Annotated in this window: 22 protein-coding genes; 13 read left to right on the top strand and 9 right to left on the bottom strand. The window is 62.5% G+C overall.

The features are described from left to right. Positions 1 to 66: 66 nt before the first annotated feature. Positions 67 to 966: a bifunctional methylenetetrahydrofolate dehydrogenase/methenyltetrahydrofolate cyclohydrolase FolD gene (gene folD / locus ACLBKR_RS01595; RefSeq protein ID WP_112828421.1), complete on the top strand. Its 900-nt coding sequence runs from the start codon at positions 67 to 69 to the stop codon at positions 964 to 966. Between the two features lie 54 nt (positions 967 to 1,020). On the opposite strand, the gene ACLBKR_RS01600 is transcribed toward folD, so the two are convergent. Then, the gene (locus ACLBKR_RS01600) at positions 1,021 to 2,046 is read right to left on the bottom strand and encodes a substrate-binding domain-containing protein (RefSeq protein WP_113339680.1); all 1,026 of its coding nucleotides are present in this window, start codon (positions 2,044 to 2,046) and stop codon (positions 1,021 to 1,023) included. 296 nt (positions 2,047 to 2,342) lie between these two features. Between ACLBKR_RS01600 and ACLBKR_RS01605 the strand changes: the two genes are divergently transcribed. From ACLBKR_RS01605 to ACLBKR_RS01640, 8 genes are all read left to right on the top strand, one after another. Further along, positions 2,343 to 3,701 (top strand): ABC transporter substrate-binding protein, encoded by a 1,359-nt coding sequence (locus ACLBKR_RS01605; protein ID WP_113425864.1) that lies wholly within the window; start codon positions 2,343 to 2,345, stop codon positions 3,699 to 3,701. A 74-nt stretch (positions 3,702 to 3,775) separates the two neighbouring features. Next, positions 3,776 to 4,786, top strand: a complete 1,011-nt coding sequence (locus ACLBKR_RS01610) for a carbohydrate ABC transporter permease (RefSeq protein ID WP_162708200.1) — start codon at positions 3,776 to 3,778, stop codon at positions 4,784 to 4,786. A gap of 1 nt (position 4,787) precedes the next feature. Beyond that, on the top strand, positions 4,788 to 5,936 hold the full coding sequence (locus ACLBKR_RS01615) for a carbohydrate ABC transporter permease (RefSeq protein WP_113425866.1): 1,149 nt from the start codon (positions 4,788 to 4,790) through the stop codon (positions 5,934 to 5,936). 49 nt (positions 5,937 to 5,985) lie between these two features. Next, positions 5,986 to 7,641 carry an alpha-glucosidase family protein gene (locus ACLBKR_RS01620; RefSeq protein WP_113425867.1) on the top strand — a complete coding sequence of 552 codons (1,656 nt, stop codon included), beginning with the start codon at positions 5,986 to 5,988 and terminating at the stop codon, positions 7,639 to 7,641. A 15-nt stretch (positions 7,642 to 7,656) separates the two neighbouring features. Continuing rightward, positions 7,657 to 8,745: a sn-glycerol-3-phosphate ABC transporter ATP-binding protein UgpC gene (locus ACLBKR_RS01625; protein ID WP_113425868.1), complete on the top strand. Its 1,089-nt coding sequence runs from the start codon at positions 7,657 to 7,659 to the stop codon at positions 8,743 to 8,745. A 143-nt stretch (positions 8,746 to 8,888) separates the two neighbouring features. Then, on the top strand, positions 8,889 to 9,281 hold the full coding sequence (locus tag ACLBKR_RS01630) for a hypothetical protein (protein WP_112828414.1): 393 nt from the start codon (positions 8,889 to 8,891) through the stop codon (positions 9,279 to 9,281). Between the two features lie 147 nt (positions 9,282 to 9,428). Further along, entirely contained in the window at positions 9,429 to 10,130 is a 702-nt protein-coding gene (locus ACLBKR_RS01635; RefSeq protein WP_113425869.1) for an SDR family oxidoreductase, read from the top strand. A 297-nt stretch (positions 10,131 to 10,427) separates the two neighbouring features. Beyond that, the gene (locus ACLBKR_RS01640; RefSeq protein WP_414900381.1) at positions 10,428 to 11,711 is read left to right on the top strand and encodes a DUF2778 domain-containing protein; all 1,284 of its coding nucleotides are present in this window, start codon (positions 10,428 to 10,430) and stop codon (positions 11,709 to 11,711) included. A gap of 69 nt (positions 11,712 to 11,780) precedes the next feature. Here the strand turns inward: ACLBKR_RS01640 and ACLBKR_RS01645 are convergent, their stop codons facing one another. The 3 genes from ACLBKR_RS01645 to ACLBKR_RS01655 form a co-directional block, all read right to left on the bottom strand. Beyond that, positions 11,781 to 12,284: a Holotricin-3 precursor gene (locus ACLBKR_RS01645; RefSeq protein ID WP_162757796.1), complete on the bottom strand. Its 504-nt coding sequence runs from the start codon at positions 12,282 to 12,284 to the stop codon at positions 11,781 to 11,783. 595 nt (positions 12,285 to 12,879) lie between these two features. After that, positions 12,880 to 14,667, bottom strand: a complete 1,788-nt coding sequence (locus ACLBKR_RS01650; protein WP_113447367.1) for a methyl-accepting chemotaxis protein — start codon at positions 14,665 to 14,667, stop codon at positions 12,880 to 12,882. A 216-nt stretch (positions 14,668 to 14,883) separates the two neighbouring features. Then, a complete protein-coding gene (locus ACLBKR_RS01655; protein WP_113447371.1) occupies positions 14,884 to 15,885 on the bottom strand; it encodes an AraC family transcriptional regulator in 1,002 nt (333 codons plus the stop codon). Between the two features lie 186 nt (positions 15,886 to 16,071). Between ACLBKR_RS01655 and ACLBKR_RS01660 the strand changes: the two genes are divergently transcribed. Next, positions 16,072 to 17,271, top strand: a complete 1,200-nt coding sequence (locus ACLBKR_RS01660) for an MFS transporter (RefSeq protein ID WP_414900384.1) — start codon at positions 16,072 to 16,074, stop codon at positions 17,269 to 17,271. A 146-nt stretch (positions 17,272 to 17,417) separates the two neighbouring features. After that, complete coding sequence (locus ACLBKR_RS01665; RefSeq protein ID WP_244713223.1) at positions 17,418 to 17,813, top strand: DoxX family protein; 396 nt, start codon at positions 17,418 to 17,420, stop codon at positions 17,811 to 17,813. 75 nt (positions 17,814 to 17,888) lie between these two features. On the opposite strand, the gene ACLBKR_RS01670 is transcribed toward ACLBKR_RS01665, so the two are convergent. Next, on the bottom strand, positions 17,889 to 18,368 hold the full coding sequence (locus ACLBKR_RS01670; RefSeq protein WP_112828434.1) for an NUDIX hydrolase: 480 nt from the start codon (positions 18,366 to 18,368) through the stop codon (positions 17,889 to 17,891). A gap of 178 nt (positions 18,369 to 18,546) precedes the next feature. On the opposite strand from ACLBKR_RS01670, the gene ACLBKR_RS01675 reads away from it, so the two are divergent. Together ACLBKR_RS01675 and ACLBKR_RS01680 are read left to right on the top strand one after the other, a co-directional pair. After that, positions 18,547 to 19,191, top strand: coding sequence for a DUF47 domain-containing protein (locus tag ACLBKR_RS01675; RefSeq protein ID WP_113447365.1), 645 nt, complete (start codon positions 18,547 to 18,549; stop codon positions 19,189 to 19,191). Beyond that, positions 19,191 to 20,195: an inorganic phosphate transporter gene (locus tag ACLBKR_RS01680; RefSeq protein ID WP_113447364.1), complete on the top strand. Its 1,005-nt coding sequence runs from the start codon at positions 19,191 to 19,193 to the stop codon at positions 20,193 to 20,195. Before ACLBKR_RS01675 ends, ACLBKR_RS01680 begins: the two co-directional genes overlap by 1 nt. A gap of 135 nt (positions 20,196 to 20,330) precedes the next feature. Here ACLBKR_RS01680 and edd read toward each other — a convergent pair whose 3' ends face one another. The 4 genes from edd to ACLBKR_RS01700 form a co-directional block, all read right to left on the bottom strand. Further along, a complete protein-coding gene (gene edd, locus ACLBKR_RS01685) occupies positions 20,331 to 22,148 on the bottom strand; it encodes a phosphogluconate dehydratase (RefSeq protein ID WP_113447363.1) in 1,818 nt (605 codons plus the stop codon). A gap of 123 nt (positions 22,149 to 22,271) precedes the next feature. Next, on the bottom strand, positions 22,272 to 22,970 hold the full coding sequence (gene pgl / locus ACLBKR_RS01690) for a 6-phosphogluconolactonase (RefSeq protein ID WP_414900388.1): 699 nt from the start codon (positions 22,968 to 22,970) through the stop codon (positions 22,272 to 22,274). 10 nt (positions 22,971 to 22,980) lie between these two features. Continuing rightward, positions 22,981 to 24,453, bottom strand: a complete 1,473-nt coding sequence (gene zwf, locus ACLBKR_RS01695; RefSeq protein WP_112828403.1) for a glucose-6-phosphate dehydrogenase — start codon at positions 24,451 to 24,453, stop codon at positions 22,981 to 22,983. Between the two features lie 100 nt (positions 24,454 to 24,553). Then, entirely contained in the window at positions 24,554 to 25,840 is a 1,287-nt protein-coding gene (locus ACLBKR_RS01700) for an NAD(P)/FAD-dependent oxidoreductase (protein ID WP_414900390.1), read from the bottom strand. Position 25,841 lies beyond the last annotated feature (1 nt).

The raw sequence follows: 25,841 nt of genomic DNA on the forward strand, positions 1-25,841 counted from the left end.
GGCCCGCTTCCTTTGCCTTAGGGTCGGGCTCTGGATTGGCCAGGAAGCAAGCGAGAGGGTGCTATCGTGACGACGGTGATTGATGGCAAGCAGGCAGCCGCATCGGTTGTCGCAGCGGTAAAGGCTGCTGCCGAAAGACTCGAGACCGAGGCGGGCCGCAGGCCGGGCCTGGCCGTTGTGATCGTTGGAGACGATCCGGCGAGCCACGCCTATGTGAACTCCAAGAGCAAGATGGCCAAGCAGTGCGGCTTCAAGTCCGTGCAGCACACGCTTCCCGAGGCGACCAGCCAGGAAGAACTGATGGCGCTGGTCGCGGAACTCAACGCCGATCCCGACATCGACGGCATCCTCGTGCAGCTGCCGCTGCCGAAGCATCTGAATTCCGAGGCGGTCATCCAGTCGATCCTGCCGGAAAAGGACGTCGACGGCCTGCACGTCGTCAACGCCGGCAAGCTTGCGACGGGCGATCTGGATACGGGGCTTGTCTCTTGCACGCCCGCCGGTGCGATGATCCTTGTGCGGCAGATCCATGGGGCCGATCTTTCCGGCCTGAATGCGCTGGTGATCGGCCGCTCCAACCTGTTCGGCAAGCCGATGGCGCAGCTGTTGCTCAACGCCAATGCCACCGTCACGATCGCCCATTCCCGCAGCCGCGATCTCGCCGGCATTGCGCGCAGCGCCGATATCCTCGTCGCTGCCGTCGGCCGGGCGGAAATGGTAAAGGCGGACTGGGTGAAGCCCGGCGCAACCGTGATCGATGTCGGCATCAATCGCGTGCCGGCACCGGAAAAGGGCGAGGGCAGGAACAAGCTGGTCGGCGATGTCGATTTCGCCCAATGCGCACCGGTCGCCGCCGCGATTTCCCCGGTTCCGGGCGGCGTCGGTCCGATGACCATCGCCATGCTGATGGCCAATACGGTGATCGCAGCCTACCGCGCCGCCGGACGGCCCGCGCCGAAGTTCTGACATGGTCCAATGCCGGCGGGCCTGCATTTCGCGCAGGCTCCCGCAGCCTGAGCGCTATTGCGGCGCCGGGCCGGTCGAGGCGCGGATCACCAAGTCCGCGGTCCAGAGTTCGTGCTCGGGCGGCTGCTGTTCGATGCGGTTGATCGCTGCGATCAGTCGCTGGGCGATGCGGATGCCCGCTGCCCGGAGCGAGGACCGGGTCGTCGTTAGCGGCACGGTGAAGTTTTCCGGTTTCAGGAGCGGCAGCACGTCGTCATGGGCGATCAGCGAGATATCCTCGCCGAGTTTCAGGCCCGCTTTGTTGATCGCCCTGACAGCGCCGAGCGCAAGCACCGTGCTGGCGCAAAGCACCGCGGTAGGCCGTTCCGGCAGTTGCAGCAGTTCCGCCATGCCGCGATAGCCGAATTCGTCGGTCATGACCGAATGGCGGATGTGGGAAGGCGCAAGCGTCAGCCCCTTTTCCTGCAGCGCCGCGATCGTGCCGAGCTTGCGGCGCAGGGCAAAATCCAGATCTTCCGGACCGTTGAGAAGGGCGAAGCGGCGATGTCCAAGTTGCAGCAGGAGGCGGGCGGCATCCCGGAAAGCGCCTTCGTTGTCCACGTCGAGATAGGGATAGTCGGTCTCGAGGCCAAAGGAGCGGCCATGCACGATGAACGGTATCGCCAGCGATTTCGCCATGGCGATGCGCGGGTCCCTCTCACGCATATAGGCGAGATAATAGCCGTCGACGCTGCCGCTCGCCACCAGCCAGCGGATGGCCTGCTCCTCGTCGCGCGGATGGGACGGCATGATGACGAAGTGGAAATCGTGGCGCAGCGCCTCTTCCGCGAGGCCACTCTGGAATTCGCCGAAATGGACGTCGGAATAGTGCCCGGGAGCTGTCGGCATCACCAGCCCGATCGAGCCGGCCTTGCCGGTCGCGAGGCGCTGCGCGGCCCGGTTCGGCCGGTAGCCGGTTTCCTGCGCCGCCTTGAGCACGCGTTGCCGCGTTTCCTCGTTGACTTCCGGATAACCGTTGATCGCCCGGCTGATCGTCGTTTGCGACAGGCCGAGAAGCTCGGACAGTTGTTTCAGATTCACGGTATGCAGTCCCTCCCTGCCGCGCCTGCCCCCGTCCGGTGCTTTCCGCCGCCGGCCGCCCAAAGCGCTTTTATTTTCTAGCAGTCCCGTCCGGGTGCCGAAACAGGAAAATGTCGAATTCTGTCGCAATTGAACATTTTGCATGCGGCAAGTTGCGTCGATTTGCGGCAACTATCGAAATGTGCTTGACTCCACTTTGCCGTCAGTGGGATGACTTTACTGCCAAAGCGCTTTGAAAAGAGCCATGGAAGAAGAACGACGTTTGTTCGTCGGTTGTGTGGAGGGAGGTAATTCACATGAAGAAGACATTGTTGATGACCGTCGCCGCTGCCGCGCTCCTTGCAGGTGCTGCGGGCGCTGCGGATTTGAAGTTCAAGCCGGGCGAGGATGCGAAGTTCAACTGGGCGAGCCTCGAGGAATTCAAGAAGTCGCATGCCATGTCCGGCCAGTCGGTGACGATCTTCGGCCCCTGGCGTGGTGAGGACCAGGCTCTCTTCGAAAGCGTTCTGGCCTATTTCGAGGATGCCACCGGCATCGACGTGAAATACTCCTCCTCCGAAAATTACGAGCAGCAGATCGTCATCGACACCCAGGCGGGCAGCCCGCCGGATGTTGCCATCCTGCCGCAGCCGGGCCTTATCGCCGATCTCGCCGCCAAGGGCCATCTCGTGCCGCTCGGCGATGAGAACAAGGACTGGCTGCTGCAGAATTACGCTGCCGGCCAGTCCTGGGTGGACCTCTCCACCTACAAGGGCAAGGACGGCAAGGCCGCCATCTATGCCTTCCCCTACAAGATCGACGTGAAGTCGCTGGTCTGGTACGTGCCGGAAAACTTCGAGGATGCCGGTTACGAGGTTCCCAAGACCATGGAGGAACTGAAGGCGCTGACCGAGAAGATCGTCGCCGATGGCGGCACTCCCTGGTGCATCGGTCTCGGTTCCGGCGGCGCCACGGGCTGGCCGGCGACCGACTGGGTTGAGGATCTGATGCTGCGCACCCAGCCCGCCGATGTCTACGACAAGTGGGTATCGAACGAGATCAAGTTCAACGATCCGGCCGTCGTCGGCGCGATCGAGGAATTCGGCTGGTTCGCGAGAAACGACAAGTTCGTCGATGGCGGCGCGGCCGGTGTCGCCTCCACCGATTTCCGCGACAGCCCGAAAGGCCTCTTCGCCTCGCCGCCGAAGTGCTACCTGCATCACCAGGCCTCCTTCATTCCGTCCTTCTTCCCGGAAGGCACCGTTGTCGGGCAGGATGCGGATTTCTTCTACATGCCGCCCTATGACAGCAAGAGGGATCTCGGCAATCCGGTTCTCGGTGCCGGCACGCTCGCCATGATTACCAAGGACACACCGGCCGCCCGCGCCTTCATCGATTTCCTGAAGACGCCGATCGCCCATGAGGTCTGGATGGCCCAGTCGAGCTTCCTAACGCCTTACAAGGCGGCCAACAAGGAGGCTTATGCCAACGGTCCGATGAAGAAACAGGGCGATATTCTGCTCAGCGCCACCACCTTCCGCTTCGACGGTTCCGACCTGATGCCCGGCAAGATCGGTGCCGGCGCCTTCTGGACAGGCATGGTCGACTACACCGGCGGCAAGTCTGCGGCCGATGTCGCTGCCGATATCCAGAAGGCCTGGGACGGCCTGAAGTAACCGTCACAAGAGCCGTGCCGATGTCGCCGGTTACGGCGGCATCGGCAGCTTTGCCGCTGCCGGGAGGGGATGCCTTGCAACAGTTATTCTATGCGCTGCTGACCATCGTGATCGGGATTGCCGGTGCGATCGGTTATTTCTATGGCTCGAACCTGCTGCTCGACCTGATCCTGCCGCCGCGGCTTGCCGACACGGCGCGGGCGTCGCGCAATATCCGCCGCGCCAGCCTGATCCGCCCCTGGCTGTTCCTCGGGCCGGCCATCGTGTCGCTATCGATCTACCTGGTCTATCCGGTATTTTCATCGGTGGCCTATTCGCTGTTCGACCGCTCCGGCACCAGCTTTGTCGGCCTTGCCAACTATCGCTGGATGGTCAACGATGCCGAATTCCGCCAGTCGATCTTCAACAACATCCTGTGGCTGATCGTCGTCCCGGCGGCATCCACCCTGTTCGGCCTCATCATCGCGGCGCTCACCGACCGTATCTGGTGGGGCAATATCGCCAAATCGCTGATCTTCATGCCGATGGCGATCTCCTTCGTCGGCGCGTCCGTCATCTGGAAGTTCGTCTATGACTACCGTGATGCCGGTTCCGAGCAGATCGGCATCCTGAACGCCATCGTCGTGGCTTTGGGCGGCGAGCCGCAGATCTGGATCACGCTGCCCTTCTGGAACAACTTCTTCCTGATGGTCATCCTGATCTGGATTCAGACCGGCTTTGCCATGGTTCTCCTGTCGGCGGCGCTGCGCGGCATTCCGGAAGAAACCATCGAGGCGGCCGTGATCGACGGCGCCAATCCATGGCAGATCTTCCTCAAGATCAAGGTGCCGCAGATCTGGGGCACCATTGCCGTGGTGTGGACCACGATCACCATCCTCGTGCTGAAGGTCTTCGATATCGTGCTCGCCATGACCAATGGCCAATGGCAGACGCAGGTTCTCGCCAACCTGATGTTCGACTGGATGTTCCGCGGCGGCGGCGATTTCGGCCGCGGCGCTTCGATCGCCGTCGTCATCATGGTCATGGTGGTGCCGATCATGATCTGGAACATCCGCAACGCCCGCCGGGAAATGGAAGGACGCTGAGATGCATAAAGGCAGTGTTCGTTCGCCGCTGACGTGGGCCGTTCATCTTTCCGTTCTTTTCCTTGTCGTGCTCTGGACCCTGCCGACGGCCGGCCTGTTTATCTCCGCCATCCGCGACAAGGACCAGATCGTCGCCTCCGGCTGGTGGACGGCGCTTTCGACCTCCACCCAGAACGCTATTTATCGCGCGCCGGGGCCGGAGAAGCAGGTCGAGGAAAACGGAACCTTCGTCATATCAGGCAATGTCTTCGAAGGCGGCCAGGGAACGGTCAGCGCGTTCGGCAGCTCGAGCCAGGAGCCGGCGGCCTTCACGGCCGGTTCCGCCGCCGATCTGAAGGACGGCGTCCAACTGACGGTCGAGGAGAACGGCGATTTCCGCCTGGTCTCGCCGAAGGCTTTCGAGGGAAGCCGCGGCCAGCGCATCTTCTACACGGCCGCCATTCCGCCGCGCTTCACGCTTGAGAACTATCGCAACGTCCTGACGGCGGAAGGCATCGGGCAATCCTTCATCAACTCGCTGACGGTCGCCATACCCGCCACTATCATTCCGATCCTGGTCGCGGCCTTTGCGGCCTACGCCCTTGCCTGGATGCGGTTTCCCGGCAGGTCGCTCATCCTCGCCGTCATCGTCGGCCTGCTGGTCGTACCGCTGCAGATGTCGCTCATCCCGCTGCTGAAGATGTATAACGGGATCGGCTCGGCGTTCGGGGTGCCGTCCAAGACCTATCTCGGCATATGGCTCGCCCATATGGGTTTCGGCCTGCCGCTCGCCATCTATCTGCTGCGCAACTACATCGCCGGCCTGCCGCGGGAAATCATGGAATCGGCCCGCGTCGACGGCGCATCCGATTTCACCATCTTCACGAAGATCGTGTTGCCGCTCTCCTATCCGGCGCTCGCTTCCTTCGCCATTTTCCAGTTCCTCTGGACCTGGAACGATCTGCTGGTCGCCATGGTCTTCCTCGGAACCGGCAATGACGAACTGGTCCTGACCGGCCGGCTCGTCAATCTTCTCGGCTCGCGCGGCGGCAAGTGGGAAATCCTCACGGCCTCGGCCTTCATCACCATCATCGTGCCGCTGATCGTCTTTTTCGCGCTCCAGCGCTACCTCGTGCGCGGCCTGCTGGCGGGCTCGGTCAAGGGTGGCTGACGCGGCTGCTTTGAAATTCGAACACGTTGTTTTTGCATAAGGAAAGAGCATGACCGCTGAAATGCAATCGCCCCTTTCTCCCGACAAGGACTGGTGGCGCGGTGCCGTGATCTACCAGATCTATCCCCGTTCCTTTCAGGATTCCAACGATGACGGAATCGGCGACCTCAAGGGCATCACGGCCCGTCTGTCGCATGTTGCGGATCTCGGCGCCGACGCGATCTGGATCTCGCCCTTCTTCACCTCGCCGATGAAGGATTTCGGCTACGACGTCTCCAACTATGTCGATGTCGATCCGATGTTCGGAACGCTCGCCGATTTCGACGGCCTGATCGCGGAGGCCCATCGCCTGGGTATCCGCGTCATGATCGACCTCGTGATTTCCCACACGTCCGATCAGCATCCTTGGTTCGTCGAGAGCCGGTCGAGCAAGAACAATCCGCGTTCGGACTGGTACGTGTGGTCCGATGCCAAGCCGGACGGCACGCCGCCGAACAACTGGCTGTCGATCTTCGGCGGTTCCGCGTGGCAGTGGGACCCGACCCGCATGCAGTATTACATGCACAACTTCCTGACCTCCCAGCCGGACCTCAACATGCATAATCCCGAGGTTCAGGATGCCGTGCTGGATGCGGTGCGCTTCTGGTTGAAGCGCGGTGTCGATGGCTTCCGTCTCGACACCATCAACTTCTATTTCCATGACAAGCTGTTGCGCGACAACCCGGCGCTCGCGCCGGAACGCCGCAATGCGTCCACCGCGCCGGCAGTCAATCCCTATAATTTCCAGGAGCATCTCTACGACAAGAACCGCCCGGAAAACCTGGAGTTCCTGAAGCGCTTCCGCGCCGTGCTCGAGGAGTTTCCGGCAATTGCCGCCGTCGGTGAGGTCGGCGACAGCCAGCGCGGTCTGGAAATCGTCGGTGAATACACCTCCGGCAACGACAAGATGCAGATGTGCTACGCCTTCGAATTCCTGGCGCCCGATCCGCTGACGCCGGCGCGCGTCGCCGAGGTGCAGCAGGCCTTCGCCAAGGCGGCACCTGAAGGCTGGGCCTGCTGGGCCTTCTCCAATCACGATGTCGTGCGCCATGTCTCTCGCTGGGGGGCGGATGTCGTCGATCGCGACGCCTTCGCTAAGCAACTCGCCGCAATCCTTTTGACCCAGCGCGGCTCGGCCTGCATCTACGAGGGCGAGGAGCTGGGCCTCACCGAAGCCGATATCGCTTTCGAGGATCTTCAGGACCCCTACGGCATTCAGTTCTGGCCGGAATTCAAGGGGCGTGACGGCTGCCGCACGCCGATGGTCTGGGACAGCCATGCCGTCAAGGCGGGCTTTTCGACCTCCGAAAAGACCTGGCTCCCCATCCCGGTCGAACATGTAATCAAGGCCGTCGACACGCAGCAGGGCAGGGAGGATTCGGTGCTCGAGCAATACCGGCGGTTTCTTGCCTTCCGCCGGCAGCATCCGGCTTTCGCCAAGGGCGATATCGTCTTTTATCCGGAGGAGGGCGGTGTCCTCATCTACAGCCGCACGCTTGGCAACGAGACGCTGCTTTGTGTCTTCAACATGAGCGCCGCCCCTGCCTCGGCCGGACTTCCGGTCGGCGCATGGCAGCCTCTGGAGGGGCATGGCTTTACGAGCACGGTCAAGGACAACAGGATAGAACTTCCGGCCTGGGGCGCATATTTCGCCCGCCGGGCCTGATTGGGGAGGAAGACAATGACGGGCCTCGTTCTGAAGGACATCCGCAAGACCTACGGGCAGGTGAAGGTTCTGCACGGCATCGATCTGGAGATCGCGGAAGGCGAATTCGTCGTCTTCGTCGGTCCTTCCGGCTGTGGCAAGTCCACGCTGCTGCGCATGATTGCCGGGCTGGAGGATATCACCAGCGGTGAGATGATTATCGACGGACAGGTCGTCAACGACGTGCCGCCCTCCAGGCGCGGCATCGCCATGGTCTTCCAGTCCTATGCGCTTTATCCGCATATGACGGTTTACGACAACATGGCCTTCGGCATGCGGATCGCCGGTGAAAGCCGCGAGGAGATCGAGCGCCGCGTGAAGAATGCGGCCGAAATCCTGCAGCTGACGCCCTATCTGGACCGGTTGCCGAAGGCGCTTTCCGGCGGTCAGCGGCAGCGCGTGGCAATCGGCCGCGCGATCTGCCGCAATCCGAAGGTCTTCCTCTTCGACGAGCCCTTGTCGAACCTCGATGCGGCGCTGCGTGTTGCGACCCGCATCGAAATCGCCAAGCTCAACGAGTCGATGCCCGATACCACGATGATCTACGTCACCCACGATCAGGTCGAGGCGATGACGCTTGCCGACCGTATCGTCGTGCTTTCGGCTGGCCGCATCGAGCAGGTCGGCCCGCCGCTCGAGCTTTACGACCGTCCGGCCAATCTGTTCGTCGCCCGTTTCATCGGCTCCCCGGCGATGAACATCATGCCCGCGACGATCGCAAGCGGCGGCAGCCGGACGACGATAACCCTGCTCGACGGCACCTCGGTTTCCGTCGACATCGCCACGCCTGAGACCGATGCCGGCAAGAAGGCAAGTTTCGGCGTTCGGCCGGAGGATCTGTCGATCGTCACCGGTGACGACTATCTCTTCGAAGGCACTGTCTCCATCGTCGAGCAGCTGGGCGAGGTCACGCTGATCTATGCCGACGGCCCGGTCGAGGGCGAGCCGATTACCGTCAAGCTGCCGGGCACGGTGGCGATCTCCAAGGGTGACCGCCTACGTTTCGCGGCCGACCGCATGAAATTGCATTTGTTTAACGCGGACGGTCACACTTATCGAAAATGAGGCTGATGAAGGTAAGGTTCCGTTTGCCCTGCCGGCGACGGAACCCCTTCCAGGGCTAACTCCGGCCCTTTCTTAATACCTTCTGTTAAATTCCGGCTGCTAGATTTCCCTCAACAAGAACCGAAAATGCAGGCGGGACGGAAATGCGAGCCAATTACCTCAAGCGAGAAGAATCCTTCATGTATGACCGCGAAGCGCGGTTTCCGATGGAGGACACGATGAATGCCGCGCGCATCGAATACACTGAGAAGGGCGTGATGCACATGGCGGCCCGCCGATGTGACATCATCCGTATCTCGGTGTCGGGCGCGGTCATCAGCCTTCTGACCCAGTACAACCTTCCGCAGCAGTTCTATCTCGACATTCCCGATGCGCGCATCAGCAAGATCGGCTGCCTGCTGATGAAGGTCTTCGCAAACAATACCGCCGAGATCCGCTTCCTGCGCCTCCTGAGCCAGAAGGAACTCGACCGTATCTTCATCTTCTCCACCCATCCGGCGCATAAGGACAAGGTCCTCGACGTTCGCTCCTGGTAAGTCATCGCCGACATTCGTTCCATGCGGCCGGTAGGGCGAAAGCCTTGCCGGCCTTTCGCTTTGCTTGATCGCCCTTCGTCTTTTCTGACTCGACTTTCCGGGCGAATATCGAAATTCTCCCGCACGGACAGATGCAGGGAGATTACCATGTCTGACAAAGTCGCAATCATCACCGCCGGCGGAAGCGGCATGGGAGCCGCCGTCGCCAGAAGGCTCGCCGCCGACGGTTTCAAGGTCGCGATCCTGTCCTCCTCGGGCAAGGGCGAGGCCCTGGCTCAGGAACTCGGCGGTCTCGGTGTGACCGGTTCCAACCAGTCCAATGACGACCTGAAGCGCCTGGTCGATGCGACGCTTTCTCGCTGGGGCCGGATCGATGTGTTGGTCAACAGCGCCGGCCACGGTCCGCGCGCGCAGATTCTCGAGATTAGCGACGAGGACTGGCACAAGGGCATCGACACCTACTTGCTCAATGTCGTCCGCCCGACCCGACTGGTGACGCCGGTCATGCAGAAGCAGAAATCGGGCGTCATCATCAATATCTCGACGGCCTGGGCTTTCGAGCCGAGTGCGATGTTCCCGACCTCCGCCGTTGCCCGCGCCGGCCTTGCCGCCTTCACCAAGATCTTCGCCGACACCTATGCGGCCGACAATGTCCGCATGAACAACGTCCTGCCGGGCTGGATCGACAGCCTGCCGGGCACCGAAGAACGCCGCGAGAGCGTTCCGATGAAACGCTACGGCAAGACCGACGAGGTCGCCGCGACCGTCGCCTTCCTCGCCTCCGAGGGGGGCGGATATATCACCGGCCAGAACATCCGCGTTGACGGCGGTCTGACGCGCTCCTTCTGATAGGGTTCCGCTTTTCCCGACGATCGGAGCTGGAGGTGGCGGACGACCGCCATCTTCCTGCCCCATGCGGCATGCAACAACAAATCGCGTGCCGTAAACCTCTTGGTTACCAAGTTTCTTCATTGTTTAGCATGTCCGGCAGGGATCGGGACGGCCGCAGGAAAAGGCGACGGTCTTCCGTCCGGGATGTGTAGCGCTGCGCGAGCCATGACGACCGCCGGCGACGAGAGGCTTCTGGTAGCGAGTAAGAGTATGGCGTCCTCGAGCAAGTCAGTTTCGCGTGGCATTGCGTCCCGCATGAACGCTCCCCGTGCATCGAACCGTAAGTCGCCGGGCCCGAAGGCCTGGGCAACACCGACGACCATCGGCGTCGGTGTCGCGCTCGGACTCTGGGCCACAGTGGCAATCGCTACAGTTCAGATGTTTTCGTCCGGCACGTCCTCGACATCGGCCATTCGCGCTGAGAGCGCCCGGCTCTTGCCCGTTCCTGCGCCACGGGCCGACCGCAAGTCCGCCAGGCAGGCAGACGCCGAGGCGAACCGCATCAATTTTGCAGCGATGGAAGAAGCGCGCGCGAGGCTTGCCGCGGCAATCGAGGATAGCGACGAAGCCGGCATCCTCATGCTGCCGGCCTCGATGGCGCTTGCGCCGGTCGACAAGTCCGATCGCCTGGAACTCGTGGGCTTCAATTATCGGGACAATCCGCAGGCGCTGGATGGCCTGCGGCAGGAGCTTGCGACTGCAGTCGCTGCGCGCACGGCGCTCAAGCTTGCCGCCGCCTCCGAGGCCGAAAAGCGCAATGCCGCGCAGATGACCGACCCGGTGGTCACCGCCTCTGTCGCGCCGAATGCCGCGTCGGCGAGCGAAGCCGCCCTCGCTTATGCAGCCCCCATGCCGGCCAGGGACGTTGTTCCGCTGGGCGCCGACCCCCGCGAGGAACCTTTCGTCGAACTCCTGTCGGAACCGGCCGAAGCCGATCACGAGGAACTGCCCGATGGTGGCCCGATGCCGACGGCAAAGCCCGGCAGGCCGGCCGTGGCCCCGGCAAAGCCCGCGGTTCTCAGGGAAAAGCCGGCGACCGTCGAACTTGCCTACGCCAAGCCCAGCAATCCGCTCGTCATGGACGACGAGGAGGATCGTCCCTCGCTCTTTTCGCGTAAACCGAAGCTGCCGGGACGCGGCGTTGCCGTTTACGATATCTCGGCCGGTATCGTGCACATGCCGAACGGCGAGAAGCTCGAGGCCCATTCCGGCCGCGCCCATATGCGTGACGATCCCCGCTTCGTGCATATCAAGAACCGAGGCCCGACTCCGCCGAATGTCTACAGCCTGCGCATGCGCGAAGCCCGCTTTCACGGGATCGAGGCGATCCGTATGACCCCTGTCGGCGATGCAAAGATGTACGGTCGCGACGGCTTCCTGACCCACACCTACCTGCTGCGTACCCGCGGCGACTCGTCCGGCTGCGTGGTGTTCGAGGATTACAACCGCTTCCTCAAGGCCTTCAAGCGTGGCGATGTCAAGACGCTGATCGTCGTGCCTCGCATGGCCGAATTGCCGAAATATGTGGCGATGATGTGAGAATGGCGCAGGGTTTGCCTGCGCCGTCCGAAGTCGGAAACTTCTCCTGAGGGAAAGGGCTGTTCGCCGTCAGCCTGCGTCAAGCAGGGAGTTCAGCGCTTCGATTTGCTCGACGCTGAAAGTGCGACCGAAAGCGGTTTCGAGGTTGTCGACCGCGGTCTGAAGAGCCGCGTCCTGGGCTGCCGGATCGCTGAGTTCAAGGGCGGCGGCACGGGCCTGCTCATAGGCTGCGATTTTGCCGACAGCCGAGTTCGGTGCCGCGTTCAGCCGGGCGGTCGGCGATGCATGCGCGGCGTTGAGCGGTCCGAGATCGACCTCGGTGCCGGTCTTCGGAACCTTCGTCTTGTCGGCGCTTTTGGTGTTCTTGTCTGCGGCCTTGTCGGAGCGGTTGCTGTTGTCTTTGCCGCCCCCGTTGTTACCCCCGTTGCCACCGCCGTTTCCGCCTCCATTGCCGCCGCCATTGCCGTTGCCGGCGAAGGCCGGGGAGATCGTGCCGAGACTGCCGCCGACCGGTATCGACGCGACAATGGCAAGGGCCGCCGCACAAGCCGCAATTTTCGCGATATGGTTCATTCTGCTTTCCTTCTGGAACTGGTTCTGTTCTGTTGCATCCCAGCCGCCGACGGCTTCCCCTTTTAGGATATCCCGGCCCCGACCGACGAGCGGGCTGATCGTGCAGCGCCATTTCATGATTTCGAATATGAATGCAAGATTAATAAGGGATTTCTTTTATTGATTGCGCGTTGATTGAAGCGCCCCGGGAACGCCGCCTCCCCTGACCGGGGGAGGCGAATGGGTATTCCACCCCCGTTCGGTGGTTATGCCCGCGACTTCGGTCCCTCTGTTCCGGAGGCAGGATTTTCCGTCCATCGGGCTGCGATTTTCATCGCTGGACGCCCGGACCACGGTGCCCCGCCTCGCCGGACATGCACACCGGGTCCATCCGCGAGCGAACGGGGCGATTGCGGGCATGGAAGATCGGGATAGGGATTTTGTGGGAAAGCGTGGAAGATGGTGAAGAACTGGATGGCGTCTTGCCGTCTGCAAAAGGTAAGGTGGGAAGTGCGGCCTCGTCATCCCCTGCCGGGACCTTAATAACTTCCCCAACACGTTGTTGAGGAAGTTATAAGGGGGAACTCCGCGACGGGCAGCGAAGCGGTCGCCGGGGTCAGAACTCCTGCCAGTCGTCGGTCTTCAGGGCGGTGTTGCCTCGGGTCATGACAGCCGGGCGGGAGACGGAGCGAGGTTGTTCGGCCGGTGCCCGATCGGATCGCGACGACCAGCTCGCCGGGCCGGCGCCGGTTTGCGCAAACGTCGCCCCGAGTTCGAAGCGGGAGACGAGTTGGCGAAGGCTATCCGTTTCCCGGCTGAGCGCCGCGCTGGCGGCGGTGCTTTCCTCGACCATCGCAGCATTCTGCTGGGTCATCTGGTCCATCTGGTTGACGGCCGTGTTGACTTCGGAAAGGCCGGTCGCCTGCTCTCGGGAGGCGTTGGCGATCGCTTCCATATGCTGGTTGACCGTGAGGATATTGCCCTGAATGGTGCGGAGCGCCTCGCCCGTTTCGCTGACGAGCGTCACGCCGCTCTTAACCTCCTCGGAGGATTTGCTGATCAGGTCCTTGATTTCCTTGGCAGCCTGCGCCGAACGCTGGGCGAGTTCCCGCACCTCCTGCGCGACGACGGCGAAGCCCTTGCCGGCCTCGCCCGCTCTAGCCGCCTCGACGCCTGCATTGAGCGCCAGAAGGTTGGTCTGGAAGGCGATCTCGTCGATCACGCCGATAATGCTGGAAATCTGGTTGGACGACTGCTCGATGCGCGCCATGGCACTCATTGCATCGGCGACGACCGTGCCGGAATGGACGGCGCTGGAATTGGCGGTCGCTGCTGCGTGGCGCGCCTCTTCCGCCCGCGCGGATGCGTTCTTGACGTTGACCGTGATCTCGTCCAGTGCTGCGGCGGTCTCCTCGAGCGAGGCGGCCTGCTGTTCGGTACGTTTCGACAGATCCTGTGCGCTGCGGCTGATCTCGCGGCTGCCGGCATCGATCTGCCCGGTCGCCCGGGAAACTGAACCGAGCGCATCGGCAAGCTGCGTGACTGCATCGTTGAAATTGTTGCGCAGGCTTTCGAAATCAGCGCCGAAAGGCTGCTCGATCCGGAAGGCGAGATTGCCGGAGGCAAGCTTGTTGAGGCCGTCGCCGATCGTATTGACGGCATGGACGCGCTCGGTGACATCCGTCGCGAACTTCACGACCTTGGCGACATTGCCTTTCTCGTCGAAGATCGGATTGTAGGAAGCATTTATGACCACTTTCCTGCCGTTCTTGCCGAGGCGCAGGAATTCGTCCACCTGGAACTTTCCGCTTCTGAGCGCCGTCCAGAATTCCTGATATTGCGGGCTCGCGGCGTAATCGGGCGCGACAAACATGCTGTGATGCCGGCCCCTGATCTCGTCGATCGTATAGCCGAGGGCATTGAGGAAGTTGTCATTGGCCGTGAGCACCGTGCCGTCGGGGGAGAATTCGATGACCGCCTGGACGCGGCTGATGGCTTCGATCTGGTTCTGGAAATCCAGATTCTGCAGCCGTTCCCTGGCATTGGCCCATTCGACGACGAACCCCTCGTTTTTCGAACCGCGCTTCAGAGGCGTCACGATCAGGTCGAAGGCATGAATGCCGACCCGAATGGTCGCCTTGTGCGTTTTCTGAAGACCAGCCAGCATGTTGCGCTGGTGCGACGGGTTCTTGTGGAAGACGTCGATATTGCTGCCGATCAGTTTTGAGAATTCGAAGGCGGGCAATTCCTTCTTGAGATCGCTTTCCGCATCCTTGAGAAGGTTACGGACGGCGCCGTTCATATAGATGATGTTGAGCGCGTCGTCGGCGATCATGATATTCGCCGAGATCGCTTCCAGCGCTTCGATGCGGGCACGGGTGCCGCTATTGGTCATTCCGAACATGTCCTGCAAGTCCCCCAAGGATGCAATGTTACCGACGACAGGCCGCCGCGTTCACCAAGCAATGCGTCCGGTCAGCAATGCACAGCTGGATGAAACGGCACCGCCAGCCGTTCCTTCCCCCAACATCACGTAAGCGATACCTTAAATAAACAAGGTGTCTAATGTCTTAATGACCGAAATCAACAAATGCGCGCCAGCGGGGAAGGAACGTGCCGATCAGACGGCGCCGGCCGCGGCGGCAGAGGCGAAGCTTCGGGGCGGATGGCCCATGACGCGCTTGAAGGCACGGCTGAAGGCGGCCTGCGAACCGTAGCCGAGGCGCAGCGCCGCCGTCTCGATAGGCATGCGGTCCCTGGCGATCCACTGGGAGGCGAGCCGCATGCGCAACTCCGTCAGGTAGCGCACCGGCGTCATGCCCGTCACTTCCAGAAAGCGTTCCGCGAAGACGGAGCGCGAGGCGCCCATCCGTTCCGCCAGTTCGGCGACGGTCCAGTCATGGCCCGGCGCATTGTGAAGAGCAACCAGCACGCGCCCGAGCCGTGGGTCGCGCAAGGCCGCGATCCAGCCCGTGGCATCGCCGCAGCCGCATTCGACCCAGGCGCGCACGATGAAGGCCGCGACCACATCGGCAAGCCGCGCGAGAATGCCGGCAAAGCCGGCGCGTGCGGTCCTTGTCTCGCGTTCCATCGCCTCCAGCATAGGCAGGATTTCCGGATAGCGGTCCGACAGCGTGCCGACCAGCATGACTTCCGGCATCATCCCCACGAGCGGATGAAGGCCGCCAAGGTCGAATTCCATGCAACCGCTGAAGACGAGAATGCGCCCGTCGCTGCCGCAGGCTTCGTTATCGCAAGCCTTGATCGTGCTCACGCTGGCGCAGATCGGCTTTGACTCCAGCGCGCGAACGTCCTGGCATGCGATGTCGCATGACGAGACGAGTGCGTGGGGCCCGCCGCGCGGCAGGAGCACGGCGGAGCCGGTCTCCATCGTGTGAAGCAGGCCACCCGGCATGCGCAGGTAAACCGGACCGCGGGCGATGAAATGAAACTGGGCGCGGCCCTCCACCTCGCCGAACGCGAGGCCGAAGGGCGGGGTGGCTTCGATCCGCCGGTATTCGAGGCCAACCAACCGCATGCCCATGAGCAATTCGCTCACGAGATCCGGATCAGGGTAGGCGCCGGCCGATGCTGCCGGATTTTCAGACTTTCGATCAAACATTGCGGAGTTTGTGACATGGATCGTCCGGAGAGTCCAGCATAAATTCTGCGCTGCATCATTCACCTGGAGCATCGCCGGCCGAAACATCCGTCGTCCGGAAGCGCTCCATCCCTTTGTTCATGCCGTTTCCGGCAGGCAAAACCGTCAAGCATTACTGCCGGAAACGCCCAATCCAAGGACAAACCGATGAACCCTACATTCGAACAATCCGGCGCTGGAGGCGGTGCGGAAAAGCCGGCCTGGGCGGCGGTCGTTTCCATGGCGCTCGGCGTCTTTTCGCTGGTGACGGCGGAATTCCTGCCGGCAAGCCTTCTGACACCGATTGCGGCCGAACTGAACGTTACCGAGGGAGCGGCGGGGCAGGCGGTAACGGCGACGGCCGTGGTCGGCATGATCGCCAGCCTGCTCATCGCGCCGGTCGCCCGCGGCGTCGACCGGCGGCACCTGATGATGTTCTTCTCCCTCCTTCTGATCCTCTCCAATCTTCTGGTCGCCTTTGCCCCCGGGCTGACGCTGCTTTTGATCGGCCGGGTGCTGCTCGGGGCAGCGATCGGCGGCTTCTGGGCAATGGCAACGGCGGTGACCATGCGGCTGGTGCCGCCCGTGCTGGTGCCGCGGGCGCTGTCGATGATCTTCAGCGGCGTCTCCGCCGCGACCGTCGCCGCCGCACCGCTCGGCAGTTATCTCGGTGCGCTGGCCGGCTGGCGTGCGGTGTTCGTGCTCGCTGCGGGGCTGGGTCTCGTCGCCCTGGTCATGCAGTTCCTGTCGCTGCCGAAGCTCAGGCCGACGGGTGCTGCAAGCCTGCGTGTCTTCATTGACGTGCTGGCCCGTCCGGGCATCGCGCTCGGCATCGTTACGGCGACGCTGGTCTTTGCCGGACACTTCGCGTTCTTCACTTATCTGCGGCCATTCTTGGAAACGGATGGGGGCGGCATTGAGGTCGTGTCCTCCGTGCTGCTCGGCTTCGGGCTCGCCAATTTCCTCGGCACGCTCGCGGCCGGCCCGCTGATCGGCTACAGCCTGCGGCTCACCCTGACGCTGATGCCGCTCCTGATGGCGGGCATGGGCTTTGTGCTGGTTGCAGGCGACACGTCGTTTGCCGTCAACGCGATCATCGTTGCCCTCTGGGGTCTGGTCTTCGGCGGCGTGCCGGTGGCCTGGTCCACCTGGCTTGCGCGCAATGTTCCGGATGAGGCGGAAAGCGCCGGCGGCTTGCTGGTCGCGGCGATCCAGTTCTCCATTGCCATGGGGGCCGCGCTCGGTGGCATCATCTTCGATGCAAACGGTGTGGCCGGTGTCTTCATCGCCAGCAGTCTGGTGCTGGTGGTCGCGGCAATCGGCATTCTTCTCGGCGTAAAGCAGCGGCCCGTGCCAGCCGCCGCATGAAATTATCCACCGCCCGCGAAAGCTCACCGGAACGTGATTTCCGGTGGGCGAACGTGTGTTGAGCGACGCGGCGGATGGGATATCGGAAGGCTTGCCCATCCCGGAGTTTCTCCCCTCCGTCCATCAACATCAAGGAGCCTTCCCTCGTGAAGCAAAGACTAGACCAGGCCAGCCCCTATCTTCTCAGCCTGCTGCGCATCGTTTCCGCGCTCGTGCTGTTCAGCTACGGAACCCAGAAAATCCTGCATTTTCCCGTGGCCGAACGCGTGCCGCCGGTCTTGTCGCTGCCATGGATCGCCGGCCTTTTCGAACTGACGCTCGGCTTCCTGCTGCTGATCGGCTTCATGAGCCGGGCGGCGGCCTTCATTCTCTCCGGCCTGATGGCCTTCGCCTATTTCATCGCGCATTTTCCGCAGAGCGTCTTCCCCTCCCAGAACGGCGGCGTGGCGGCTATCCTGTTCTGCTTCATCTTTCTCTATCTGGTGGCGGCCGGTCCGGGGCCGGTCAGCATCGATGCCCGCCGCAATGGCGGCAGGGCCTGAACCGGCAGTCTCCGAAACGATGAAAGGCGCGGGCCCTGTCCGCGCCTTTTGCATGGGAGATCTTGGCGGATTGCCTCAGGCGGTATCCGGCGGGATCTTGCGCAGGCGGGTTTCGAGCTTGGCAAACAGGCCGCGCAATTCCGGCTCCTCGACATAGCTGCCGGCCTCGGCAAGACGCACCCACACGGCCTGCCGCTGGCCCTGTTCCTTGAAGGCCTCGGCGACGGAAACCGTCTCCAGCGTGAAGACCTCGACGATGCAGGGAAGGTTTTCGCCATTGTCCAGCCGCTTGACATAGCTATAGCGGCCGAGTGGCTTCTTGCCGACCTTGCCCCTGACGCCTGCTTCCTCGAAAGCCTCCTGGGCCGCCACTTCGCGGGGCGTCTTTCCCTTCATCGGACCGCCCTTCGGGATCACCCACCGTCCCGATCCCCGCGCGGTAATCAGCAAGACCTCGAACGCTCCCGTTTCGGGCGAGCGACGGAAGCAGATCGCCGCATACTGCTCGAGCCACTTCGCCGTAAAGAGCGGACCGCCTGTCTCGGCAAGCTTCATCAGGAAGGTCTTTTTCTTGGGCAACGGATCTCGAACGGTAAGCTGGAACGGGCGGCGATGGCGGCTTTATGACAGTCCACGATTATCTTGAATTTCCAGCTTTTGCAGCCTTCTTCTTTCATTTATGACACTTTTATGACAGTCCCTCCACGGGATATGACCGATTGGATACGAATGCATGATAAGCCTGTTCAAAAAGCTTCTTCCCCGTGAGGACGGATTCTTCATTCTTTTCGAGCGCCATACGCGCACGGTGGTAGGGGCGGCCAATGCGCTGAAGGATCTGCTCGCCGGCGAAGGTGACATCGAGGCTCACGGCCAGAAGATCATCGATCTCGAAGACGAGGCCGACGGTATTACCCGTGAGGTTCTGCAGGCCGTCCGCCGTAGTTTCATCACTCCCTTCGACCGGGGCGACATCAAGGATCTGATCCAGTCAATGGATGACGCGATCGATATGATGCAGAAGACGGTCAAAACCATCCGCCTCTATGAACAGTCGAGCTTTGAGCCGGGCATGCGCGAGATTGGAGTCATGATCGCCGAATGCGCCCGACTGATTTCCGAGGCCATTCCTCTGCTCAACAGGATCGGCGCCAATGCCCATCGCCTCAGCGAAATCGCCGAGGAGGTCATGCGCGTCGAGGGGCGTTCCGACGAGTTTTACGAGAAGGGCCTGAAGGAGTTGTTCAAGCGTTACGGCTCCAGCGATCCCATGGCCTACCTGATCGGAAGCGAGATCTATGGCGAGCTGGAGAAGGTGGTCGACCGCTTCGAGGACGTCGCCAACGAGATCAGCGGCATCGTGATCGAGAACGTCTGATGGACGCCACGCTTGCTTTGCCTCTGCTGATCGCTCTCGTCGGCGTGGCGCTCTTCTTCGATTTCCTGAACGGCCTGCACGATGCCGCCAATTCGATCGCCACGATCGTCTCGACGCGCGTGCTGAGCCCCCAGTTCGCCGTCGGCTGGGCCGCCTTCTTCAATTTCATCGCCTTCATGTTCTTCGGCCTGCATGTGGCGGAAACGCTCGGAACCGGGATCATCGATCCTGCGATCGTCAGCCCGCAGGTGATCTTTGCCGCCCTCGTCGGCGCGATCGTCTGGAACATCGTCACCTGGGTCTTCGGCATCCCGTCCAGTTCCTCGCACGCGCTGGTCGGTGGTCTCGTCGGTGCCGGGCTGGCCAAGAGCGGCAGCGCTGCGATCGTCTTTTACGGCCTCGGCAAGACCGTGGCCGCGATCTTCATGTCGCCGACAATCGGTTTCTTTCTGGCGCTGGTTCTGGTGCTGATCGTCTCGTGGATTTTCGTGCGCCAGACGCCCTTTGCCGTCGACCGGGCCTTCCGCGTCATGCAATTCGTCTCAGCCTCGCTTTATTCGCTGGGCCATGGCGGCAATGACGCCCAGAAGACCATGGGCATCATCGCCGTGCTCCTGTTTTCGCAGGGCTACCTCGGCGACACCTTCTATGTGCCCTTCTGGGTGGTGATTTCCTGCCAGACGGCCATGGCGCTCGGCACACTCTTCGGCGGCTGGCGCATCGTCCACACCATGGGGTCGAAGATCACTCGTCTCAATCCGATGCAGGGCTTCTGCGCGGAGACCGGCGGCGCGCTGACACTGTTCGGTGCGACATGGCTCGGCATTCCGGTTTCGACAACCCACACCATCACCGGTGCCATCGTCGGCGTGGGCGCCGCGCGCCGCGTTTCCGCAGTACGCTGGGGCATTGCCGGCAATATCGTGATCGCCTGGATCGTGACGCTTCCGGCTGCGGCGGTGATTGCGTGGCTGACCTATCTCGTCTGCGTGGCCTTCGGCTGACCCGATTTCGGTGCTGTCGCCTGGTGCGCCGCGATGGCGCCAGGCGGCGGCCAAGCGGTACCAGACGCGCAAAGCCTGGAAACGATGTCTCGTCTCCGGGCTCTAGCCAGGAATTTCAAAGGCAATGAGACGCGCTCAGTAGAGAACGCTGGCGCCCATATCGGCAGCGCCGGCAACGCGGCGGAGCGGTGCGAAAAGTTCGCGTCCGAGGCCGAATTCGTTGCCCGAGAGATCCGGAGTGGCGGGCGCACGCGCGGCAAACTCGGCAGCATCGACCAGCACTTCCAGCGTACCGGCAATGGCATCGAGCCGGATCATGTCGCCGTCCCTGATCTTCGCGATGGCGCCGCCATCGACGGCCTCCGGGGTGACATGGATCGCGGCCGGCACCTTGCCGGACGCGCCTGACATGCGGCCGTCGGTGACCAGCGCCACTTTATGGCCGCGGTCCTGCAGCACGCCGAGCGGCGGGGTGAGGCGATGCAGTTCCGGCATGCCGTTCGACTTCGGTCCCTGGAAGCGGACGACGGCAATGAAGTCGCGGTCGAGCTTGCCGGCCTTGAAGGCATCCTGCAGCTCCTGCTGGTCGTGGAAGACGATGGCCGGCGCCTCGACGACATGGCGTTCCGGCTTGACCGCCGAGATCTTGATGACCGCCTTGCCGAGATTGCCGGTCAGCATCTTCAGGCCGCCATTCGGCTGGAACGGGGCCTCGATGCGGGAGAGCACCTTCGGATCGGCGCTCTCCTCAGGCGCCGGCTGGCGAACCACGGTGCCGTCCTCGCCGAGCTGCGGATCGATGGTGTAGGCGGCAAGTCCCTGACCGAAGACGGTGCGCACGTCGTCATGCAGGTAGCCGGCCTTGAGGAGTTGCTTGATGAGGAAGCCCATGCCGCCGGCAGCGTGGAAATGGTTCACGTCGGCAAGACCGTTCGGATAGACGCGGGCGAGCAGGGGGATGATGTCCGAAAGGTCGGAAATATCCTGCCAGGTGAGCTGGATACCGGCCGCACGCGCCATGGCGACGAGGTGGAGCGTGTGGTTGGTCGAGCCGCCGGTGGCATGCAGGCCGACCACGCCGTTGACGATTGAGCGTTCGTCGATCATCTCGCCGGCCGGCGTGAACTCGTTGCCGAGTGCGGTGATCGCCAGTGCGCGCTTCGCAGCCTCGCGGGTCAGCGCGTCGCGCAGAGGCGTATTGGGATTGATGAAGGAGGCGCCGGGCATGTGAAAGCCCATGATCTCCATCAGCATCTGGTTGGAGTTCGCGGTGCCGTAGAAGGTGCAGGTGCCGGGACCGTGATAGGATTTCGATTCCGCTTCCAAAAGTTCGGCGCGGCCGACCTTGCCTTCTGCATAAAGCTGGCGGATGCGCGACTTCTCGTCGTTCGGAAGCCCCGATGTCATCGGTCCCGCGGGAATGAAGACGGAGGGGAGGTGGCCGAAGGTCAGCGCCGCGATCACAAGGCCGGGCACGATCTTGTCGCAGACGCCGAGGAAGACGGCGGCGTCGAACATGTTGTGCGAAAGCCCGATGCCGGCCGCCATGGCGATCACGTCGCGGGAGAAAAGCGAAAGCTCCATGCCCGGCTGGCCCTGGGTGACGCCGTCGCACATGGCGGGCACGCCGCCCGCGACCTGCGCCACGCCGCCAGCCTCGTGGGCCGCCTTGCGGATCAGGGCGGGATAGGTCTCGAACGGCTGGTGGGCCGAAAGCATGTCGTTATAGGCGGTGATGATACCGAGATTGGGAACCTGGTCGCCGGAAAGCGCGGCCTTGTCCCCGGGGGAACAGACGGCGAAGCCATGGGCGAGATTGCCGCAGGATAGAACCGAGCGATGCACCCCTTTGGAAATCTGGGCGCGCACGCGGTCGAGATAGGCCTCGCGGGTCGGCTTCGAACGCTCGACGATGCGGCGGGTAATGGCTTCGATACGGCTGTCGGCACTCATCGGACAATCCTCCTGTCGTGACGCGCGGCGCGCGCTCGGGCGCTTTCAGCCACGCAAGGCCCGGCTTTCCGGGTCAGATTGGTTAGTATCCGCTTACGGACGGCTTTTGGCTGTCCTGATGTCTCAGGGAGCCCAGTAGATATCGGGTTTCGTCGCTGACCGGCCAAGTACGGCACGGATCGGCATCTCGTTTTCGTCGCTGCCGGCAAGGGCCTTGTCCAGAACGGCCTTCTTTTCCGCCCCCTCGATATGAAGCGCGAGGAAACGGGCATCGTAAAGAGCGGAGAAGGAGAAGGTGAGGCGGGGTTCGCCGGCACCTTCGGCTTCCATGGTCATGACGCGGCGCGGCAGAGAAAGATCGAGTGCCTCGGCCAGATGGTCGCCGCCGGGAAAGAAGGATGCGGTGTGGCCGTCATTGCCCATGCCGAGGATCACGGCATCGAAGGGCGCGCCGAGCGATCTCGCCTCGCCGGTTGCAATGATGGCCGCCTCTTCAATGGAGGCGGCGTCGTGATAAAGCGGCAATACGCGCGCTGCCGCCGCCGGCCCCTTGAGCAGATGGGTGGAAAGCAGCAGATGGTTGGAACGCGAATTGTCGGCCGGCACGAAACGTTCGTCGACGAGGGTAATCGTCACCTTGTCCCATTCGACCGGCTTGCCGGACAGCACCTCGAAGAAAGCCTTCGGCGTGGAACCGCCGGATACGGCGATGGTTGCCGAGCCCTTGAGTTCGATTGCCGCTTCGAGCGCCTTGGTCACCCGGTTCGCCAGCGCTTCCGCGAGCGCCGGACGGGTCTCGAAGGCGTGCATGCGATGTGCCATCAGCCCGTTCCTAGTCATTTTCGTGCCACGTCCGGCCGTCGCGTTCGATGAGAGCGATCGCCTGGCTCGGCCCCCAGGTCCCGGCGGTATAGCCCTGGGTGCGCTGTCCGAGTTCTTCCCAGCCCTTGAGGATCGGATCGACCCATTTCCACGCCGCCTCGACCTCGTCGCGGCGCATGAAGAGTGTCTGGTTGGAGCGGATGACATCCATCAGCAGGCGCTCATAGGCATCGGCATTGCGCACGTCGAAGGCCTGCGCGAAGCTCATGTCGAGCGAGACATGGCGAAGCCGCATGCCGCCGGGGCCCGGGTCCTTAATCATCAGCCATTGCTTGACGCCTTCATCGGGCTGCAGGCGGATGACCAGCTTGTTGGCCTCGATACGGCCCGCTGCCTCGTCGAAAATCGAGTGCGGGATGGGCTTGAACGCGATGACGATTTCGGAAACGCGGCTCGCCAGGCGCTTGCCGGTGCGCAGGTAGAAGGGGACGCCCGCCCAGCGCCAGTTGTTGATCTCCGCCTTGATGGCGACGAAGGTCTCTGTGTCGGAGGCCGCTTCCAGCTCTTCCGTATAGCCCTTGACCGGGCCGCCCGCGGAAGCGCCGGCCTTGTACTGTCCGCGCACGGTGAATTTCTCGACATTCGCCGAGGTGATCGGCTTCAGCGAACGCAGGACCTTGAGTTTTTCGTCGCGAACGGCTTCCGCGTCCATCGAGTGGGGCGCTTCCATCGCCACAAGGCAGAGAAGCTGCAAGATATGGTTCTGCACCATGTCACGCAGCGCGCCGGCCTTGTCGTAATAGGTGACGCGACCCTCGAGGCCGACGGATTCTGCGACCGTGATCTGCACGTGGTCGATATGGGCGGAGTTCCACAACGGCTCGTAGAGCGCGTTGGCAAAACGCAGCGCCATAAGGTTCTGCACCGTTTCCTTGCCGAGATAGTGGTCGATGCGGAAGATCTGCTCTTCCTTGAAAACCTTGCCGATGGTGTCGTTCAGCGCTTCTGCCGAGGCGAGATCGCGGCCGATCGGCTTTTCGACGACGATGCGGGTGGATTTGGTGATGAGCTTGAAATCACGGATCTTGTCGGCGATGTCGCCGAAGATCGCGGGAGAAACTGCCAGATAAAAGGCGCGAACCAGGTCTTTGCCGCTGTCGAGCAGCGCCTTCAGCTTGTCCCAGCCGTCGTTCGACTTGGCGTCGACGGAAACATAGAAGATGCGGGCGCTGAATTTTGCCACCTCGGCATCGTCGAATTCATCGGGCCGAAGATGCTCCTTCAGGGCGTCCACCGCGAACTTGCGGTATTCCTCGTCGGTCATCGGCGTGCGCGACGCGCCGATGATGCGGGTCGGCTCGGTCAACTGGCCGGCGAGCTGCCGGTGATAGAGCGCCGGCAGGAGCTTGCGCTCGGCAAGGTCGCCGGTGCCGCCGAAGACGACATAGTCAAAGGGTTCCACGGGAATGATCTGACTGCTCATGCGGGCTTCTCTTTCTCGGCACTGTCGGTTTCGTTTCTAATCTAATCGATTTAAAAAAGCCAGTGGTCCCGAGCCTGAAAAGCACGCAAGTGCGAAAAAATCAGAATCTATCCCGCAGTGCATACCATGTGAGCGCAAGGAACAGCAGCGGACTGCGGAACTTCGCGCCACCGGGGAAGGGCGGGATCTTCAGGTCCTTCAAAAGATCGAGTTCGCCGGTCTTTCCTGTGATCGAATCTGCATAAAGCTTGCCACAGTAATTTGACAGCATGACGCCGTGGCCGGAATAGCCGCCGATCGACATCACGCCTGGCATCACCTCTCGCGCAAACGGCTTGCGGGGCAGGGTGATGCCAACGGAGCCGCCCCAGGCATGGGTGATCTCGATGTCGCGAAGTCCCGGATAGATCTCGGCGATCTGCCGCCTGATGTGGGATGAGATGTCGCCCGGGGTGTCCGACGTATAGGCCTCCCGCCCGCCGAACAGCAGGCGCCCGTCGCGCGTCTTGCGCCAGTAGCGCACCACGAAACGGGAATCGGCGATCGCTTCCGAGCCCGGAATGACGTCCGGGAACTTGTCGAGCGGCACGGTCGCGCCGATGAAGGAGCGGATCGGCATGACGTGTGCGGCGGTCACCGGCTCGAGGTTCTCGATATAGGCATTGGTGGCGATCAGCACCCGCTCGGCGGTGATCGCGCCGGACGGGGTTTCGATCAGCGTCTTGCCGGCGGATTGCCGGATCGACGTTGCCCTGGTCATCTCGAAGATCTCGGCGCCGGCTTGTTTCGCCGCTTGGGCGAGCCCGACCAGCAGTTTCAGCGGATGGATATGGCCGGTGCCCGTATCCCGGGTGCCGCAGAAAAAGCGCTTGGAGCCGACGCGCTCCGCCGTCTCCTTGCCGTCCATGAAGCTTATGTGCGGATAGCCGTAACGGGTAACGGTCGTCTCCACGGATTGGCGATACTCACGCTCGTAGCCCGCCTTGTGGGAGACGTAGAGCTGGCCCGGCAGGAACTCCATGTCGATGCGGTGTTCGGCGGCAAAGTCGAGCACGTATTTCTTGGCGTTTTCGGCAAGGTCGAACAGCGCCTTGGAGCGTTCGAAGCCGAGTTCCTCCTCGAGTTCGTCGGGCGACGAGCGCTGGCCGGTGCCGAACTGGCCGCCATTGCGGCCGGACGCGCCGTCACCGATGCGGCAGCCTTCGATCACGACGACGGAGACGCCGGACGTCGCAAGGTTATAGGCGGCCTGCAGGCCGGTGAAGCCGCCGCCGATAATGGCGACGGAGGTCTGTCTGGAACCGTCGAGCGCCGGATAGTCCGGCCGCTCGGCCACGGTTTCCTGATACCAGGAGATGCCCGGCGCGATGGGGCTTTGCCATGACATG

Source organism: Paenirhizobium cremeum (genome assembly GCF_047553425.1).
Lineage (GTDB): Bacteria > Pseudomonadota > Alphaproteobacteria > Rhizobiales > Rhizobiaceae > Allorhizobium > Allorhizobium cremeum.

Excerpts from the sequence above, each read along its gene's own strand:
- ACLBKR_RS01670 (WP_112828434.1), bottom strand. The coding sequence starts at position 18,368 with ATGAAGCTTGCCGAGACAGGCGGTCCGCTCTTTACGGCGAAGTGGCTC.
- ACLBKR_RS01680 (WP_113447364.1), top strand. The coding sequence starts at position 19,191 with ATGGACGCCACGCTTGCTTTGCCTCTGCTGATCGCTCTCGTCGGCGTG.
- ACLBKR_RS01615 (WP_113425866.1), top strand. The coding sequence starts at position 4,788 with ATGCATAAAGGCAGTGTTCGTTCGCCGCTGACGTGGGCCGTTCATCTT.
- ACLBKR_RS01625 (WP_113425868.1), top strand. The coding sequence starts at position 7,657 with ATGACGGGCCTCGTTCTGAAGGACATCCGCAAGACCTACGGGCAGGTG.
- ACLBKR_RS01645 (WP_162757796.1), bottom strand. The coding sequence starts at position 12,284 with ATGAACCATATCGCGAAAATTGCGGCTTGTGCGGCGGCCCTTGCCATT.
- ACLBKR_RS01650 (WP_113447367.1), bottom strand. The coding sequence starts at position 14,667 with ATGTTCGGAATGACCAATAGCGGCACCCGTGCCCGCATCGAAGCGCTG.
- zwf (WP_112828403.1), bottom strand. The coding sequence starts at position 24,453 with ATGAGCAGTCAGATCATTCCCGTGGAACCCTTTGACTATGTCGTCTTC.
- ACLBKR_RS01660 (WP_414900384.1), top strand. The coding sequence starts at position 16,072 with ATGAACCCTACATTCGAACAATCCGGCGCTGGAGGCGGTGCGGAAAAG.
- ACLBKR_RS01605 (WP_113425864.1), top strand. The coding sequence starts at position 2,343 with ATGAAGAAGACATTGTTGATGACCGTCGCCGCTGCCGCGCTCCTTGCA.
- ACLBKR_RS01655 (WP_113447371.1), bottom strand. The coding sequence starts at position 15,885 with ATGTTTGATCGAAAGTCTGAAAATCCGGCAGCATCGGCCGGCGCCTAC.
- edd (WP_113447363.1), bottom strand. The coding sequence starts at position 22,148 with ATGAGTGCCGACAGCCGTATCGAAGCCATTACCCGCCGCATCGTCGAG.
- ACLBKR_RS01640 (WP_414900381.1), top strand. The coding sequence starts at position 10,428 with ATGAACGCTCCCCGTGCATCGAACCGTAAGTCGCCGGGCCCGAAGGCC.
- ACLBKR_RS01700 (WP_414900390.1), bottom strand. The coding sequence starts at position 25,840 with ATGTCATGGCAAAGCCCCATCGCGCCGGGCATCTCCTGGTATCAGGAA.
- ACLBKR_RS01620 (WP_113425867.1), top strand. The coding sequence starts at position 5,986 with ATGACCGCTGAAATGCAATCGCCCCTTTCTCCCGACAAGGACTGGTGG.
- pgl (WP_414900388.1), bottom strand. The coding sequence starts at position 22,970 with ATGGCACATCGCATGCACGCCTTCGAGACCCGTCCGGCGCTCGCGGAA.
- ACLBKR_RS01675 (WP_113447365.1), top strand. The coding sequence starts at position 18,547 with ATGATAAGCCTGTTCAAAAAGCTTCTTCCCCGTGAGGACGGATTCTTC.
- ACLBKR_RS01630 (WP_112828414.1), top strand. The coding sequence starts at position 8,889 with ATGCGAGCCAATTACCTCAAGCGAGAAGAATCCTTCATGTATGACCGC.
- ACLBKR_RS01635 (WP_113425869.1), top strand. The coding sequence starts at position 9,429 with ATGTCTGACAAAGTCGCAATCATCACCGCCGGCGGAAGCGGCATGGGA.